The 16864-nt window shown below is 45.4% G+C and carries 11 protein-coding genes; 4 read left to right on the top strand and 7 right to left on the bottom strand.

What is annotated here, in order from left to right; genetic code table 11:
* The first annotated feature begins 92 nt into the window (after nt 1-92).
* The 3 genes from K9M52_RS11285 to K9M52_RS11275 are packed head-to-tail and all read left to right on the top strand — an operon-like array spanning nt 93 to nt 2738.
* On the top strand, nt 93-845 hold the full coding sequence (locus K9M52_RS11285; RefSeq protein ID WP_224068533.1) for a biotin--[acetyl-CoA-carboxylase] ligase: 753 nt from the start codon (nt 93-95) through the stop codon (nt 843-845).
* A gap of 26 nt (nt 846-871) precedes the next feature.
* The gene (locus K9M52_RS11280) at nt 872-1513 is read left to right on the top strand and encodes an MBL fold metallo-hydrolase (RefSeq protein ID WP_224068532.1); all 642 of its coding nucleotides are present in this window, start codon (nt 872-874) and stop codon (nt 1511-1513) included.
* 46 nt (nt 1514-1559) lie between these two features.
* Nucleotides 1560-2738, top strand: a complete 1179-nt coding sequence (locus K9M52_RS11275; protein WP_224068531.1) for a TlpA disulfide reductase family protein — start codon at nt 1560-1562, stop codon at nt 2736-2738.
* A 179-nt stretch (nt 2739-2917) separates the two neighbouring features.
* Here K9M52_RS11275 and K9M52_RS11270 read toward each other — a convergent pair whose 3' ends face one another.
* The gene (locus K9M52_RS11270; protein ID WP_224068530.1) at nt 2918-3373 is read right to left on the bottom strand and encodes an FKBP-type peptidyl-prolyl cis-trans isomerase; all 456 of its coding nucleotides are present in this window, start codon (nt 3371-3373) and stop codon (nt 2918-2920) included.
* A 159-nt stretch (nt 3374-3532) separates the two neighbouring features.
* Nucleotides 3533-4687 carry an RluA family pseudouridine synthase gene (locus K9M52_RS11265; protein WP_224068529.1) on the bottom strand — a complete coding sequence of 385 codons (1155 nt, stop codon included), beginning with the start codon at nt 4685-4687 and terminating at the stop codon, nt 3533-3535.
* Nucleotides 4688-4901: 214 nt separating this feature from the next.
* Between K9M52_RS11265 and K9M52_RS11260 the strand changes: the two genes are divergently transcribed.
* A complete protein-coding gene (locus K9M52_RS11260; RefSeq protein WP_224068528.1) occupies nt 4902-5978 on the top strand; it encodes an NADH:flavin oxidoreductase/NADH oxidase in 1077 nt (358 codons plus the stop codon).
* A gap of 11 nt (nt 5979-5989) precedes the next feature.
* Here the strand turns inward: K9M52_RS11260 and K9M52_RS11255 are convergent, their stop codons facing one another.
* From K9M52_RS11255 to K9M52_RS11235, 5 genes are all read right to left on the bottom strand, one after another.
* On the bottom strand, nt 5990-7084 hold the full coding sequence (locus tag K9M52_RS11255; RefSeq protein ID WP_224068527.1) for an ABC transporter permease: 1095 nt from the start codon (nt 7082-7084) through the stop codon (nt 5990-5992).
* Nucleotides 7085-7554: 470 nt separating this feature from the next.
* The gene (locus tag K9M52_RS11250) at nt 7555-9186 is read right to left on the bottom strand and encodes a RagB/SusD family nutrient uptake outer membrane protein (protein WP_224068526.1); all 1632 of its coding nucleotides are present in this window, start codon (nt 9184-9186) and stop codon (nt 7555-7557) included.
* Between the two features lie 11 nt (nt 9187-9197).
* The gene (locus K9M52_RS11245; RefSeq protein WP_224068525.1) at nt 9198-12215 is read right to left on the bottom strand and encodes a SusC/RagA family TonB-linked outer membrane protein; all 3018 of its coding nucleotides are present in this window, start codon (nt 12213-12215) and stop codon (nt 9198-9200) included.
* 463 nt (nt 12216-12678) lie between these two features.
* A complete protein-coding gene (locus K9M52_RS11240) occupies nt 12679-15195 on the bottom strand; it encodes a glycoside hydrolase family 2 TIM barrel-domain containing protein (protein WP_224068524.1) in 2517 nt (838 codons plus the stop codon).
* A gap of 24 nt (nt 15196-15219) precedes the next feature.
* A complete protein-coding gene (locus K9M52_RS11235; protein ID WP_224068523.1) occupies nt 15220-16818 on the bottom strand; it encodes a glycoside hydrolase in 1599 nt (532 codons plus the stop codon).
* Nucleotides 16819-16864 lie beyond the last annotated feature (46 nt).

The following is a 16864-nucleotide window of genomic DNA, read 5'->3' as shown; positions in this document are numbered from 1 at the left end:
AATTTTAACTTTTATTAGTTCCCTGAATTCGGGGCTGATTTACCTACCTTCGCAAAAATAGTAATTCTTTTCGCTTATTTCACTGAAAATACATGATTGGTAATCCCTTAACGATTCTGGACGAAGTAGAGAGTTCCAACAACTATGCCACCCGCCTGGCCTTACAAGGATTGGCACATCATGGACATGGCATCCTGGCGCGTTATCAATCCGCCGGCAAAGGACAAAGAGGTAAAACATGGCAAGGAGCGGCCGGTCAGAACATCGCCCTGTCAGTGGTTTTAGACATGCATGGCGTTCCGTTAACCAGAAATTTTGAACTCAGCATGGCGATCGCCCTGGGTGTTTATGATTTTTTCAGCCATTTTGCAGGAGAAGACACCCGGATAAAATGGCCGAATGACATATATTGGCGCGACAGAAAGGCAGTTGGCATCCTGATCGAAAATACCATAAAAGGGCAAAACTGGATCTGGGCCGTAGCCGGAATGGGTATTAACATGAACCAGACTGCTTTTGAAGGTGAAATGGAGACAAAGGCGGTTTCGCTACGACAAATCACCGGTCAAAACTTTGATATAGAACCCGGTGCCAGGCTACTTTGTACCTACCTGGAAGCCCGTTATCAACAGTTTCTCAGGGACCCGGAAGCCCTAATGGATCAGTATAACTCGGTGCTGTTCAGGAAAAATGAGACAACGACGCTCTGCTATCTGGGAGATGATTATAACTGCCGGGTACTTGCGGTCGACGCCCAGGGCAGACTCTGGATTGAAGGTGCACCTGTTCCGTATTTTCAATTTGGAGAGATCCAGTGGCAGATCGATCACCATAAGACGACCTGATTCCATTTGCAGATCAAAAAACATATATGTTTACAATAGAAACCTTTACATTTAATCCTTTGCAGGAAAATACCTATGTGCTGTACAATGAAAAAGGTAATGCTTTAATTATTGACCCGGGCACTTATTTTTCCGCCGAACAGCAGGCGTTAAAAGATTTTATGCTCAGACGGGGCATCCGCCCGGTAGGGCTTATCAATACACATTGTCACCTGGACCATGTTTTTGGTAATAAATGGGTGGCGGAAGCCTATGGCCTTACCCCGCAGATTCATCCGGTCGAAGAGAACCTTCACGCGATGAGCGCAGTATTTGCCAGCCAATATGGGCTTGATTTTGAGCCTTATAAAGGGGACTTTATCTATTTGCAGGAAGGGGATACCGTTATGCTGGATGAGGGCAAACTGGAGGCTATCCTGGTGCCCGGGCATAGTCCGGGCAGTCTGGCCTTTTATTGCAAGGCGCAAAATTTTGTGATCAGCGGCGACGCCTTATTTCTGGAAAGCATCGGAAGAACAGATCTGCCCGGAGGAAACCATGGACAACTTTTACATAGCATTAAGGAAAAATTGTTCAACTTGCCCCCTGAAACAGTAGTCTACCCGGGGCATGGCCCTAAGACGACCATCGGACACGAGCGTATTAATAACCCTTTTATCCAGCCTTAAGGCCATCTCATTCAAATAATAATATTTATACCAACCACAATCTTTTATGTATTACAGAAACCTGACTTTTATTAGTAGTATATTTTGCCTGCTTTGCCTGGTTAGTTGTGCACAAGGCACCGGTTCGGGTGCCGAAACCCGTGGTGGCGACTTTACCGTTTCCGGGAAGATCACCAACACAGAAGCCAAAAAAGTGTATCTCAAACAAATCAATTTTTCCACCGGCTCACCTATTATCCTGGATTCAGTCAATATCAGTAAAGATGGCAACTACCGGTTTAAAACAACTAAAATCAGAGGCCAGCACCTGTTTATCATTCAACCGGCAGACGGCTATCCTTTCCTGTTCATTAATGATGCCAGCAATGCAACCGTTAATATCAATGGAGATAGCCCGCTTACGCCTGACATCAATGGATCCGAAGGTACAACGGGGTTATACACCTTTCTGGGCACCTATAGAAAAGACGATTCAAGTGTGGTAGAAACCTTTAAAGCGTTGGATTCCATTCATAAACTGACAAAAACGACCGCTAAGGATGATTCTGTCAGAGACGCCCTGGGGCAACAGCGCGACCAGCAAATTGTACAGATGAATAAAGATATTGCCTCTTTTGTCGGTAGTACGACTTCGCCTGTCGCGGCCTTTTATGTACTTAAGCTAATGGCACCTCGGTCTATTCAGCCGGAAGACCTCTTACCGCTGACCCAAAAGGCCAGTGAGCGGTTTGCAGAAGACGGTTCCCTGGCAGCATTGACCAGTCAGCTTAAAGTCAGTCTGGCCTCCAACAATCCGGATAACTATGCCTTACTGGATAAACCTGCACCGGACCTTAGTATGCAGACACCCGATGGCGCTGATATGAAGATCAGTGATTTTAAAGGTAAATACCTGCTGGTGGACTTTTGGGCCAGCTGGTGTGGCCCCTGCAGAGCTGAGAACCCCAATGTCGTCAAAGCCTACAATCAGTACAAAGACAAGAATTTTACGATTCTGGGCGTATCCCTGGATAAGGATAAAGCCGCCTGGAAGAAAGCCATTGAAGCGGACCATCTGACGTGGAATCATATGAGTGATCTCAAATACTGGAGCAGTGCTGCAGTAAGCGCCTATCAGTTTAACGGGATACCATTCAATGTGCTGATCGATCCCAGCGGTAAGATCATTGCCCAGAATCTAAGGGGTGAAGACCTGGAGAAAAAGCTCGCGGAGGTGCTTAAATAAACAAACGCGGGGTTAGGGCTAAACATATAAGTAAAAGGCAGCGGCATACTCTTGATCAACAAGATTTCAGCCGCTGCCTTATTTTTTTGCAACTAAGTAACTCAATATCAGGGAGTCCAGTCTTTACAATGTCATTTCTCTGCACTGGTATACCTGATTACCTATTAGTCAATTTACCTTTATGGCATGATGATCGAGGATTTGCCCGGAACAATATCTACCAGTTCAATATCAAAGATCAGGTCCTTGCCGGCTAGAGGGTGGTTTGCATCCAATACTACAGTATCGTCCTTAACTTCTTTGATGACTACCTGGAAAGTCTGCCCCTGATCATTGCTCATCTGAAGCGGCATCCCTACTTCAGGGGTCATATCGGCCGGAAACTGACTTTTAGGGAATTCAACGATCTGATCGTCAGACACAGGGCCATATGCCTGTGCGGCAGGGATATTAACAGTTTTCTTTTCTCCTATTTGTAAGCCGGTTACCCCTTCGTCAAAGCCGGGGATCACCTGTCCACTTCCTACTTCGAATTCCAGCGGTGCACGGCCTTCACTACTATCAAAAGTGGTTCCGTCGGTTAGCTTTCCGTGATAATGTACTTTTACTTTATCACCTTTCTTTGCTGTCTGCATACTGATAATTTTTTAAGATAAGAGTGCAATGTAAAATTTAATTGGCAAACCGGCGAGAACTATCCGCCAAAATTTACAAAATGAAGGTCAAAAAGCGTATTTTTCACCCTTTTTTAAGCCAAATTCGGCCACGTTCAGCTTAAACGATCGCCTCCCTTCTTATTGATCTTCTTCTAACGGACGGTGTTGGATATAGCGGGTCCATTTATCGATCAGCCCCGACATATCGGCAGGTAAAGGTGAATCAAAAAATAAGCGCTCTCCTGTAACCGGATGCACGAATCCCAGTGTTTTAGCATGCAGCGCACACCGTGGACAAATAGCAAAGCAATTGTCCACGAACTGCTTATATTTAGTATAGACGGTTCCTTTTAAAATCCTGTCCCCCCCATACTCATGATCATTAAAAAGCGTATGGCCGATTGACCTCATATGGACACGAATCTGATGCGTCCTTCCTGTTTCAAGAACACATTCAACCACACTGACATAATTCAGCCTTTGCAAAACTTTGTAGTGGGTAATGGCATGTTTGCCTTTATCTCCATCCGGATAGGTGGTAAACATTTTACGAAACCTTTCATGACGGGCAATATGGGCATTTACCGTACCTTCCTCTTCTGCCAAGTCTCCCCATACCACAGCCATGTATTTTCTGGTAACCGTATGGTCAAAGAACTGCTTGGCCAGATGGGAAGCGGCTTCCGCCGTCTTTGCCAACACGATTAAACCGGTCGTATTTTTATCTATACGATGCACCAGGCCAAAACGGGGCAGCAGTTCATCGGTAATTTCCGGGTTTTGCTGTTGTAAATGATAGGCGACACCATTGAGCAGCGTGCCACTATAGTTACCTACACCCGGGTGAACCACCATATCGGGCGCTTTATTGATCACCATCACCGCATCATCCTCATATACGATATCCAGCGGTAAGGGTTCTGGTTTGATTTCCGAATATTCGGGATTTGAATAAGATAACCAGACGATCTCATCCCCCGGGCGCACCTTATAATTGCTCTTAACCTGCTTGCCGTTAACGGTCAGAAAACCGGCATCAATCCCTTTTTGAATTTTGTTACGGGTGGCATATTCAATCCTGGCCTGCATCCACTTGTCAATTCGCAAAGGTTGCTGTCCTCCATCGATCACATATGTCTTTTTCTCATAAAGTGCTTCCTGGTCTGCCTCACTGTCAGACAGCCTATCCAGATCAGGGCTTTCTCCTGTATGGGTGGATGAAGGCAAATCTGTCTTTTTCAACTGATCCTGCTGTCGTGTGGGAGACTTATCTGATGCATTGGATGTGACCATGGCGCAAAGATAGCTTAATCTGATGTTTTTAAAAATCCTGAATCTGGCGTTTATGACGGTTTATCCACAGAAAGGCCCTGTATAAAAGAAGATGTAAATATTGCAATATCCTCCCTTCAGACAAGGCTGAAATCAGTATTTTTGCAGTTGTCCGATGCGTGAATGGATCGTCTTTTTTCGGCTAACATTATTCTTAAACATTACCTCATACACTATGTCTCATTTATTTTCTCCATTATCCCTAAAACATCTGACCCTTAAGAATAGGCTGGTTGTAGCGGCCATGTGCCAATACAGTTCTGTAGACGGTTTTGCCAATGATTGGCATCTGGTACATTTGGGTGCCCGTGCCGTTGGCGGAGCAGCGCTTGTCATCACCGAAGCGGCAGCCGTTACGCCTGAAGGCAGGATCTCTCCGGAAGATCTCGGTATCTGGCAGGATGCTCATATTGAAAAGCTGAAGCAGATCACCGCTTTTATACATGATCAGGGAGCGCTTGCCGGCATTCAGCTGGCGCATGCGGGCAGAAAAGCCAGCACTATGGTCCCCTGGAAAGGCAGGACACAACTCACGCCCTCCACCGGCGGCTGGAAAACACTGGCCCCTTCTGCCCTGCCCTTTAATACCGGTGATGAACCTCCGCTGGTGCTGACCGTTACACAAATAGAATCTTTGATTGAGGCCTTTGCCCACGCAGCCAGACGTGCCGTAGAAGCGGGATTTGATGTTATCGAGATTCACGGCGCTCATGGTTATCTGGCACATCAGTTCCTCTCGCCAATCAGCAACCAAAGAGAAGATGAATACGGAGGCAGTTTTGAGAACCGCATTCGCTTTCTGCAGGAGATCACCCACAGCGTCAGTTCGCAGTTGACCAGCCACCAAAGTCTTTGGGTACGCATTTCTGCAACAGATTGGGCAGAGGGTGGCTGGACATCCGAGCAGTCCGTCCGACTCGCTAACAAATTACAACAACAAGGTGTGGAACTTATAGATACTTCTACCGGAGGCCTGATCCCCAATGTTCAGATCCCGATAGAACCTGGTTATCAGGTGCGCTTTGCCAGAGAAATAAAACAGGGATCTGGCCTCAAAACGGGCGCGGTGGGCCTGATTACTGAAGCCCGCCAAGCAGAAAATATTTTAAAGGATGGAAGCGCAGATGTAATATTGATGGCCAGGGCACTTTTACGGGACCCGTATTTTCCGCTTCATGCACAAATGATACTCGACGGTGATGCTAAATATCCTATTCAGTACGAAAGAGCTAAACCGCATCAGTATCCATAAGGAGATTACGATCAGGAAGCTGTGGTAACGGAAGCCGTGTCAGTGGCATCTCTAAGCCCGTTACCAAGTAAATTAAAAGCCAGGACCAATAGCATAATGGCGACACCCGGAATCAGGGCCAGCGCGGGATTGCTGGTGATAATAAAGTTGTAATTCTCTTTTATCATTAATCCCCAACTGGACATGGGCGGCTGAACACCTAATCCCAAAAAACTCAGCCCTGCCTCAATGATGATGGCAGAGGCAAAATTACTGGCGGCGATCACCAGGACAGGGCCAATGATATTAGGAAGTAAATGCTTTATAATAATCCGGGTATTACTGAATCCTAAAACCTTTGCCGCTTCAATATATTCCAGGGACTTCATAGACAGCACCTGTCCCCTGACAAGCCGTGCCACACTCACCCACAGAGACAGCCCCACGGCGATAAATACCTGCCAGAATCCTTTCCCCAATGCCAGCGTCAGTGCAAATACCAATAGTAAGGTAGGAATAGACCAGACCACATTAATGAGCCACATTACGGCATTGTCGGTCTTGCCGCCGAAGTAACCAGCCACCGCCCCCAAAAATATGCCTACAGTAAGTGAAAGCAGCACGGCCACTAACCCTACGGCCAGACTGACTCTTGTTCCAAGTATGAGCCGGCTCAGAATATCCCTGCCAAATTTATCCGTGCCCAAACGAAAATGTAGCTCCACGATTGCCGGATCCGCCAGCTGACGGGCGTCATAAACGGCCGGCTCTGATATATCCTCGTCGATATATTGTTGTATGTGATAAATATCGCCTTGTCGCCTAACCGAAGTCAAAGGAATATATCGGAATCCATCTGACTGCCCGTTTAATAACTTACGCCAGAATCCGGTTTTTTCGGGTGTCTTAGTGACCCTTACTTTTAAAAATTGCATATGAAAACCTGGCTTCTTATTAGCAATGGCCGGTATCATTCTGTTGGCATTGGGAGAGCCGTCCGGAGCCAGAAAATAAGCGAATACGGCAATAAATAAGGAGGCAAATATAACCACCAGACCAAATATGGCTCCCTTGTTTTTAAACAGCCGTATCCATAACTGCCAGCCTGCAGTTTGTGTCATTTTCATGAAATGAAGATAGGATATTGTGAGATCTCAGCAATGCATAAAGCATTCTCCATTGGATGTTTTTTGCTTCGTTTCCCACAAATTCTCCCTGCGAAGCCGCTTTCGCCTGTTTTTGTTTAGCGTACGGCCGCGCACCAAACCTGCCAGATGTTTTCTTAAATCTATTAGTAATGGCATTGCCTCTCTTTCAGTTCCGGATAACAGAGGCCGTATCACCTCCTTTTTTCGGCTGAGGGTCAGTATTCTTACATTTCCGGCCACGGTGAGTTGTTACTCTTTTGATATGCACATGTATGTTTTTACCAGCGCTCTGAAAACAAGATGCAACAATGGCAGTAAAGAGTGCTCCTCACTGCCTGTTGTTTTCATGTTGCATCACTCAATATATGTAGCATTGTTTTATGCTTCTCGGCAGTTATCAAACTAAATGTCTCCATAATTTATTTTATCAGAATCACATATTATGTCCGCTAATTATAACCAGGATTTTGCTCCAGCACCCCATCCTTATTCAACTGAATCTCGTCCAGCGGGATTGGAAGTAGCAGGTTCGTTTTACTAATCCCTGTAACAGGGTGTTGTGCGTCATTCAGGTTTAATCTTTTAACTCTCTCCACCAGCGTTTTAGTACGCATGAGCGTCAAACGCCTGTTTTCCTCTCCGACCAACTCCCTTGCCCTTTCGTCTAAAATAAAGTCAAGCGTGATATCTCCTGCGTCGACTTTACCGCTTATTGGATAATCAGGGAAAGACCGGGCTCTCAACACATTAATGCTGGCCGCAGCTTCCGCAAGCTTACCCTGATCAAACTGAGCTTCGGCCTGCAATAAATAGGTTTCTCCAAGGCGCATCAAAATAAAATCCTTAATCATGGCATATCCAAACACATCATTGGGATCAAACTGCCCCCATTTTGTCGTACTGGGGCAGATCTTAAATAATGTATCAGTTCCGGTGTAAGGCACCATCTGTCCATATTTGTCACTGGCGGGATCATTATAATAATAATGGCGTCTGATATTGTATTGAGAATTCCGCATATCTCCGTTTTGATAAAGGCCATAAAGCACCCAATTGCTCAGCCTGAGTCGGGCAATCCCTCTTCCTCCCAGAGAATCACAGATCACCATTCCTTTAATATTATAATAGGCCGCCCCCCAAACCCTGCGTTGCTGAGGATTATCAGAAATCCCGCCCACAACAGAACTTGGGTTTTCCAGTTCGAGCACCCAGATTGCTTCCGTATTACCCTGGTTCCGGCGTTCATTACCATAAACAAACATATCAGAGAAAGGATCTCCGGGTTGACCAGCTTTGACACCATAGCGTTGCTTCACGAGGCTGAACCGCCCGCTATTGATAATAGCCTGGGTATTTCCCTCTGCCATATCTGGCTTTCCTATCCGTAAATATACCTTTGCCAGTAATTGCATTGCCATATACTTATTGGCCCGGCCATACAACTTGCCATTCGTATTAGTGGGTACATCTTCGATGTCCGGCAGATTCGCCTTGGCATATTCCAGATCAGACACAATAAGCTGGTTTACAGAATCCAGATTGGCGCGTACAAAATCGGTTTTAGGCCCTGTAAGCGCGTGCGTTAATAATGGCACACCGCCATAGAGAGTCGCCAGGTAGTTATAGGCAAATCCCCTGAAAAACTTGGCTTCTGCTTCTATCGCCTTCTTGTTATTGTCGGATACTCCCGTCAGATCCGATGCGTCTGCATTGTCCAAAATAATGTTGGTCAGGTTAATCATCTGATAGTTCAACGTCCAGATACGTTGTGAAGCTGCATCTGTAGGCGTCAATTTTCCATAATCATAATAGGGAATTTCAATACCTTCCTGATTTGCGGTCGAATTCGCCACGTCTGTTCCAACCTGCCAGACGCCCGGCCATCCCTGGCGGGAAGACCAGGAATAATAATTTTCCAGATGATTATATAAACCGACAAGAGCGGCCTGAAACCCCAGAGAGTCTTTCAACGTTACCGGTGTATAGGAAGACTGTGGCGTTTCTTCCAAAAAACTTTTATTGCATGACCATGTACTGAAAATACAGCCGATAAATCCAAGTGATAATATTATATTTTTCATTATAGAAAGTTTTATTTAAGTGAGACATTCATTCCAAAGACAAAGGATCTGGTCACCGGATAGTTATTGACCCAGTCTCCTGAACCTCTGGTAGAATAGTTAGATTCCGGGTCCCATCCGATCCATTCGGTATCTGTGATCAGATTTCTGCCGCTTACATATAGTGTGAGCCCACCTAAATGCAATTTATCCAGCATGTCCTGTGAGAAAACATAACTCAGTGTTACATCCTTCAGACGGGTGTAGCTCGCACTGGAAGGATATGCATATCCTCTGGTATTATTATAGGCTAATGAAGGGCGGGTGTTGCTTTTATTTTCCGGTGTCCAGTAGCCGACATCCTCCGGCGTATTGCGTCTGCCTGTCTCATCCCCATAGTTTAGATCCGGATTGTTTTTCATCAACCCTTGAACTGTCTGAATAAAAATCCTCAAACTGACATTTCCATAATGGAATGTATTGGTTATACCACCTGTCCATTTAGGTGTTGTCTGACCGAGAATGGATTTGTCGTCGGCGGTGATCTGGTGATCTCCGTTTAGATCCGCAAATTTCAGATCCCCGGGTTTGGCACCCGGATCCTGACTGGAAGGATCTTCGCCTTCCTGCCAGACCCCTTCCAGTTTATAGTCATAAATAACACCGATAGGATGCCCAAGGAACCATCTATTACCCAAATCATCTTTGTCATCGCCGTATAAGTCCACGACCTTATTTTTATTGGTGGAGAATGCGATGGAGGTTTCCCAACCGAATTCCTCCCACTCTATATTTCTGGTATTAAGACTGATCTCAAGGCCTTTATTCGCCGTTTTTCCAATATTGTCCAATACAGAACTGTAACCGGTAATAATCGGCAGGCTCCGACTCAACAGTAACCCATATGTATTGTTTTTATAATAATCAACGGTGCCCTCAATGCGATGATTAAACAGACTGAAATCCAGACCCAGATTAAATGTTTTGGTGGACTCCCAATGCAGGTTATCATTTCCCAGGTTGCCCGCTACCACACCAATGGTGCTGATACCACCGAAAGGCTGACGAATAGAATTGTCCGTCGTAATCGTCCTGTAAACACCTACCGCCTCGTTACCAGTCTTACCATAAGACACCCTGAGTTTCAGGTTATTGACAAATCCAGCCTTTTTCATGAACTCCTCGTTGGAAATATTCCAGCCAAAAGCGGCCGAAGGAAAAATACCGTATTTACTGGTATTGGCCCCAAACACAGAGGATCCGTCCCTGCGGGCAGTAAACGTGAGCAAATAACGGCTGTCATAATTATAATTGAGACGGATCATCTGGGAATTCAATCTATACTGATCACTGTATGATGAACTTGTCTGTGTGGCCCCTGCTCCGAGATTATTATAGGTCAATACATCATTGACGAAGCCTTTGGCTCCGGCGGTAGTCGTCATGTACTTTCGCTGCTGAGCACTGTATAAGCCGGTAAAATCCAGATGGCTACTGCCAAAATCCAGGTCGTAATACAATAGATTTTCAATGGTATAATTTGACGTGTGCGCATTGGTCACACTGGCAGTTCCAAGCATGTCATTAGCCGGCCGGCCTGTATAGGTTGCATATCTTTCGGGAAAATATATGTAACCTGCATTCAATCGGTACCTGAGTCCTTTCAATATGCTGGAAAAATCCACTTCAGCATAGGCGTTAGCATTAATGTTCACAGTTTTACTCATATTGGATGTAGTCAGCCCCACAAGCGGATTCAAATACAGTAGTTCTGGATACATCGGAAAAATGGCAAAACTACCGTCATCATTAAATTCATTGCCATAAGGGCTCATTGCCGTTGCATTCAGCAAATTGGCCCGGCCACCTCCATAGTCATTTGCGGTAAAAAATGACGAAGTCCCTATTTTTAGAAAGTCAGTTATTTTCACATCCAGATTAGATCGGAATCCGGCCCGGTGATATTGATATCCCCTGACAACGCCCCGTTGTTTAAGATATTCACCACCAAAATAGTAATGGACTTTGTCTGAGCCGCCTGAAACACTGAGGTTATGATCCTGCAGAACCCCTGTTCTTGTTGCCTCTTTCACCCAGTCGGTTGTTTTATCATTGTTATAATTATCCAATTCGCCATAATTGGGGACAGGGCTGGACTGCGTCTGTCCTGTTGCCGTCAGATAATCGGCATATTTCTGGACATAGGACGCGCCGTCTCTTGGCTGAAGGACATGGGCTATATTCTCAATACCGGCATAACCGTTATAACGAATCTGAGGTTTGCCGGCTTTTCCCCTTTTCGTCGTCACCAAAATGACTCCATTAGACCCCTGGGTTCCATAAATTGCCGTGGCAGAGGCATCTTTCAGCACGACAACAGATTCAATATCATTTGGATTAATATCATTTAATGATGAGCCCACTGTTTTGATCAGAGGAATTCCATCAACGATTATATAAGGACCACTGCCGGCTGTTATCGAATTCTGGCCTCTTACCAACACTGCAGGGGCACTGCCTGGCACACCCGAAGTAGAAGTGACTGTCAGGCCGGGAACGGCACCTTCTACAGATTGCATAACATTGGTCACTGGAATTTTAGATAATCTATCAGCCGATACTGAGGTAATCGAACCGGTAACGTCGGTTTTCTTTTGGGTACCATATCCGACAACGACAACATCGCCCAACTTATTTTCATCACTGACTGTCAACTGAATGCTAAGATTTGTCTGATCAGTTACGTTGATATTTTTCGTAACGAACCCCAAACGAGATATCACAAGTGAAACAGGAGGGTTTACTTTTAAATGAAACACACCCAAACTATCTGAAACCGTCCCGGTAGACAGACCGGTAACTTTAATTGATGTGCCAGCCAGGGGGGCACCATCAGGATCGGTGATTTGTCCCGAAATAACTCTGCTTTGACTTATTGCAGTGGTTGTTATCAGAAGAAAAACCAACAAACTGCATAAATAAAAGTAGTTCTGACACTTAACTGGCCAGCATCGCAAATTGCTTCTCGGCGTTACGTTCTTTTTTTGCATTTACTAAGTTTTAAAAAATGAAAATATTTTCAGAGCTGCTCACCTGGAACTTCAAATAGTCCCGAACAGTCGACAGCGTGAAAAAGCTACTATCCAGATACAGTTTGATCAGAGATCACAATTGATTTAGATTGATTTTCACCATATCCAAAAGATATCTCACATTTTGGCCCGTCTGCCAGTTTTGGATGTAGGAAATATCACTTTACACCTGTCTGTTAAGCCAAAATTAATTATGTCAGTTTTAACAATTAAGGGGTGAAATGGTAATAAATAGGGGAGTTTTTAACTAAAATGCGCATTCATCTGACAGATTTATCGTCATATTAACAATTGTAATAAAATGAGCAGCTGTTTAAAACGCTGCTTTAAAATGATAGATTTTAAAGCAGCGCTCAGCTAAATAACGCCCCGATCGATAGAATAATTCATCGACCTCTAAGAGTTATTTTTCATAAAAATCCTACATAATTTCAAACACACTGCTTTGCAGTTTTATTGTATCCACCTTAGGGTGATTAACCGATACCTTTATCCTTTTCCCGGTTTGTATCACCTTAATATATGCTTTTAAACGGCCATGATAGGCCTTTCTTCGATTGCCTCCATAAGGCTGAACATCCCTGACATTCCCGTTTTCCAAGCCTATCAGTCTACCACCTCCGGCAACGTCGACCTGTATGACCGAGCTGTCCGACATGACAGTAGCCCCGTCCTTATCAGCGACCTGTATATCTACCACACAGATCTGATTTTCATCTGCGCATTTATCTAGTGCACGTCGGGTTGTTTCAATATGATCGGGATTACCGACCGTCTGTATATTGTCTTGTACGGTGATCCCACGCTGGTCCCTTGCTGTAACTGTCAGCTTTCCAGGTTGAAAAGGTATTCGCCACACGATTACATGTGTAGAATCATTTTGTGACTGCGTGCCTATGGCAACGCCGTTCAACATAAGCGTAGCCTGCTTACAGTTGGTATAACAGTATACATTCACCGTGTCCCCCAACAAATAATTCCAAACCGGTCTGGCCATCCCGTGACGGCCGTTTTTGAGATCCAGCCGCCGGAATGATTTTGATGTGCCCAGATATACCATTGGCCGATCCGACCAGATAGATTGCCGGAAATAGTACTCAGGCTTTTTAAATCCAGCCAGATCAATCAGGCCCGCTTCGTTACCATGACTGGGCCATTTACTGGCTTCGCCTAAATAATCTACACCGGTCCACAGAAACTGGCCTATTATAAACGGATGCTCCGTTACGGCTTTCCACGCACGGTACCCGTGGCCGTTCTCGCTCCCATACATGACCCTGCGGGGGTACTTTTTGTGATCGGCTTCATATCGATACTCCTGGTAATTATATCCGGCTACGTCCAGCACATCTGTATAGCCTGCTTTATCTGCCATCATCACAGCGGCAAGGCCTGCGGTTACGGGTCTTGACGGATCAAGAATTTTAACAACACCGGCCAACGCCTCCGCAATGCTGCCCAAGGCAGCGGCAGCAGGATGCTCCGGCATAAAACCTGATCCATAAATCTGGGGATAATGACCTTCATTAAGTACCGGATCTGAATAAGGGTCATTCGGATAATCAATTTCATTACCGATACTCCACATAATAATGGAAGGGTGGTTCCGGTCTCTTCGGATCATATCAGTAAGGTCCGTTTTCCACCACTTTTTAAAATCCGAATGATAACCGTCGGTGCCAGGTACACCATTATTCCAGCCTGTGATCCATTTGTGTTTTCCCAGCTCCCATTCATCAAAAGCTTCATCGATAACCAGAAAACCCATCTGATCGCATAGATCATATATGCCCGGCGCATGAGGGTTGTGTGTCATTCTGACCGCATTGCAGCCAGCTGCTTTCAGTAACCGCAGGCGTTCCTTCCAGACAGCCATAGGTACCGCCGTCCCGAAACTACCGGCATCATCGTGTAGACAGACTCCCTTTAATTTTAACGCATGTCCGTTCAGAAAAAGTCCACTATCCGCGGTAAATCTTACCTGACGGATACCTACTGGCGTCGTGTACTGACCTAGTTTTTTCCCATTTAATTTCAGTGTGGTAACCAAACGGTATAAATACGGATCTTCGGTAGACCATGTCCTGGCCATCGCAAGCGCCATCCTGGTGTCAACAGATCTGTTATCCAAGGTATCCAGCAGGCACTCCTGACGGATAGCCGACACTTTATTTCCGTCAGCGTCCAGCAGCACGTTTTCGATACGGATCCTGTCTTTAGCATTTACGGGTTTTTCAATGGCAATATGTATTCCGAGTTCGGCCGTCCGCTCCTTAACTTTCATCGTCCCGACACTCACGCCCCAGATCGGGATATGTACAGGCGGAGCCGTCACTTTATAGACATTGCGATATATACCTGACCCAGTATACCATCTCGAATCTGCAAAATCAGTATGATCTGCTTTTACGAGTAGTTCATTCAAGCCATTTTCTTTCAGATAAGGCGTCATGTCATAATAAAAAGATACAAACCCATTAGGTCTTTGGCCCAGAAGATGGCCGTTTAGCCAAACTGCACTGTTTTTATACACCCCTTCAAAATAAATATACTGTCGCAGGCCGGTTTCAGTTTTCCCGATCTTAAAAATCTTTCTATACCAACCGATACCGCCCGGGAGATAACCTGTGGCGCTAGCCCATCGGTGGTTAAAAGGCCCTTTGATACTCCAGTCCTGTGGAAGGGTAATAGCCTGCCACAAAGTATCGTTGCTACTTTCTGACAGGGATGATGGATCCAGATCCCCCAGGTGGAATGCCCACCCATCATTAAATAATCGGGCATCTGCCGGAAGTTGGGAAAGAACTGATATTGTACTTCCGAAGTACCAACAGCATAAACAGCATACTTTCAGCAAAACAGCCGGCAAAGCCCAATTTGCCCGATGGTCATATTTGCGGATCTTTTTTCCCTGTTCCATTTCAAAGTTCTTTATCATGAAAAAATAGCTATTAGCGCAGTTCTATCTATATACACCTGTCAACGTTATTACTGATCTTGATGGCAATTGAATGTCTCTCCCCCTTTTTATCTTAAAACGCTTCAGATTGTAATTCACAGAAGTCACATACTTATTCCTGATCCTAAGATGACGGTCGTTTCCAACTGAAATTACCCGAGGTGTATTTCCCAGATTCACGATTACCAGTGCTAGTTTTGCACTTGCACGGTCTTTAAAACTGCTTACCAGAATACTTGAATCAGTTACTGCTCTCCCGCTAACCTCACTGTTGATCCGTATAAAACCCGGGCGAACAAACCGGCTGTAATTACCGAGTGCCCACAGCATCTTACTTTCATAAAACTTGCCTGTCGGCTGCGTTTTGTCTACATAAATAAGACCGTCTTTATAATCATAGGCAGAGATGCCTAACCACCATTGCCAGGCACTGGCTTCTGCGTAAGTCAAATCCATATGAATGGCTTTAGCCACATATAGAGCCGGCGCCATGCCCAAATCACGGTGAGCGCCATTTATCTCCCCAAAATTATCTCCCAGAATGCAGTACTCGCTCATCCAGTATCGCAGGTCTTTCAAACCGGAATGGGACTGAAGCACTTTTAATGAATCGGCCAGCTTTTGCCTTTGCCTGATAGCCTCACCAAAAGGAGAAGTGGTAAAATAACTGTGGGCTGTAATACAATGATCGACATGAGCCAATCCCAGTAAAGAAGTACTGTCATTCCCAGAAAAAAATGATTGAAGCTGCCTGCCTCTCTGAGGCTTACCCGCTCCTTCATACAGATAATTGAGCTGGCCCGCCTCTGCCAGGGAAATCTTCGTCTTCAAACCGGCTTTGGTTAACCGGGCATCCAATACTTTGGCCAAAGCAGCAATTTCTTTATTGCTGTAAGGACTTCCTTCCTGACTGCTGTCACTCCAGTCCCATTGAGGTTCATTGACCGGGCTTATATAATCCAGATCCACACCGGCTTTTTTCTTGATGCCGTCAACCACCTTTATTAAGTAATCGGAAAATGCGCCGTATTGACCAGGTGCCAGATTTGTCTGGCCGCCGGTGCTAAATGTCAGGCCATTTTTTGTCATCATGTACGGTGCACTATTGCAGAAGCCGATAAACTCGGACACACCTCTGCGTTTTGCGGCCCGTAAAAACCAGGTTTGTCCCGCAGCACCGTTAAAATCATACATTCCATTTTCCTGAAGGAAAGTTTCGGCGCGGCGCCAGACATCCATAATGCCACTTTTTTCACCTTGCTGACCGCTGCCGGCGCCGATATTAAAACGCCACGCCGACAACCCGATACCCTTGGGATCCCCGGAGGCATTCTTACCCATACTGAACAGCAGGTCTGCTATTTTATTCTTAACCTTATCGTCCCAGCAGCCCACATACTGACAGGTCCAGGCATCGCTCGCGCCAAAATTATCTATTACCTGAAAGGTGCTGTCCGGCTCTACCCTGATTACCAGGGTATCCCTATTAAAATCTGATACCGCAGGTTCTGCTTTATCTCCCCAAGCGGCACTCGTTTGGGTAACAACAAAAGTGGACAGCGACAGGAAGCATTGTATTAAGACTCTGAGGTATTGTTTCATCTATAACAGTTTCAGTTCTAAAAAATAACCCGTTGCTTAAAATTAG

It is taken from the genome of Arachidicoccus terrestris (assembly GCF_020042345.1).
Classification (GTDB): Bacteria; Bacteroidota; Bacteroidia; order Chitinophagales; family Chitinophagaceae; genus Arachidicoccus; species Arachidicoccus terrestris.
Note: the sequence above shows the minus strand (reverse complement) of the source record. Positions and strands in the feature narration are given on the sequence as shown.

Excerpts from the sequence above, each read along its gene's own strand:
- K9M52_RS11285 (WP_224068533.1), top strand. The coding sequence starts at position 93 with ATGATTGGTAATCCCTTAACGATTCTGGACGAAGTAGAGAGTTCCAAC.
- K9M52_RS11280 (WP_224068532.1), top strand. The coding sequence starts at position 872 with ATGTTTACAATAGAAACCTTTACATTTAATCCTTTGCAGGAAAATACC.
- K9M52_RS11275 (WP_224068531.1), top strand. The coding sequence starts at position 1,560 with ATGTATTACAGAAACCTGACTTTTATTAGTAGTATATTTTGCCTGCTT.
- K9M52_RS11270 (WP_224068530.1), bottom strand. The coding sequence starts at position 3,373 with ATGCAGACAGCAAAGAAAGGTGATAAAGTAAAAGTACATTATCACGGA.
- K9M52_RS11265 (WP_224068529.1), bottom strand. The coding sequence starts at position 4,687 with ATGGTCACATCCAATGCATCAGATAAGTCTCCCACACGACAGCAGGAT.
- K9M52_RS11260 (WP_224068528.1), top strand. The coding sequence starts at position 4,902 with ATGTCTCATTTATTTTCTCCATTATCCCTAAAACATCTGACCCTTAAG.
- K9M52_RS11255 (WP_224068527.1), bottom strand. The coding sequence starts at position 7,084 with ATGAAAATGACACAAACTGCAGGCTGGCAGTTATGGATACGGCTGTTT.
- K9M52_RS11250 (WP_224068526.1), bottom strand. The coding sequence starts at position 9,186 with ATGAAAAATATAATATTATCACTTGGATTTATCGGCTGTATTTTCAGT.
- K9M52_RS11245 (WP_224068525.1), bottom strand. The coding sequence starts at position 12,215 with ATGCAAAAAAAGAACGTAACGCCGAGAAGCAATTTGCGATGCTGGCCA.
- K9M52_RS11240 (WP_224068524.1), bottom strand. The coding sequence starts at position 15,195 with ATGATAAAGAACTTTGAAATGGAACAGGGAAAAAAGATCCGCAAATAT.
- K9M52_RS11235 (WP_224068523.1), bottom strand. The coding sequence starts at position 16,818 with ATGAAACAATACCTCAGAGTCTTAATACAATGCTTCCTGTCGCTGTCC.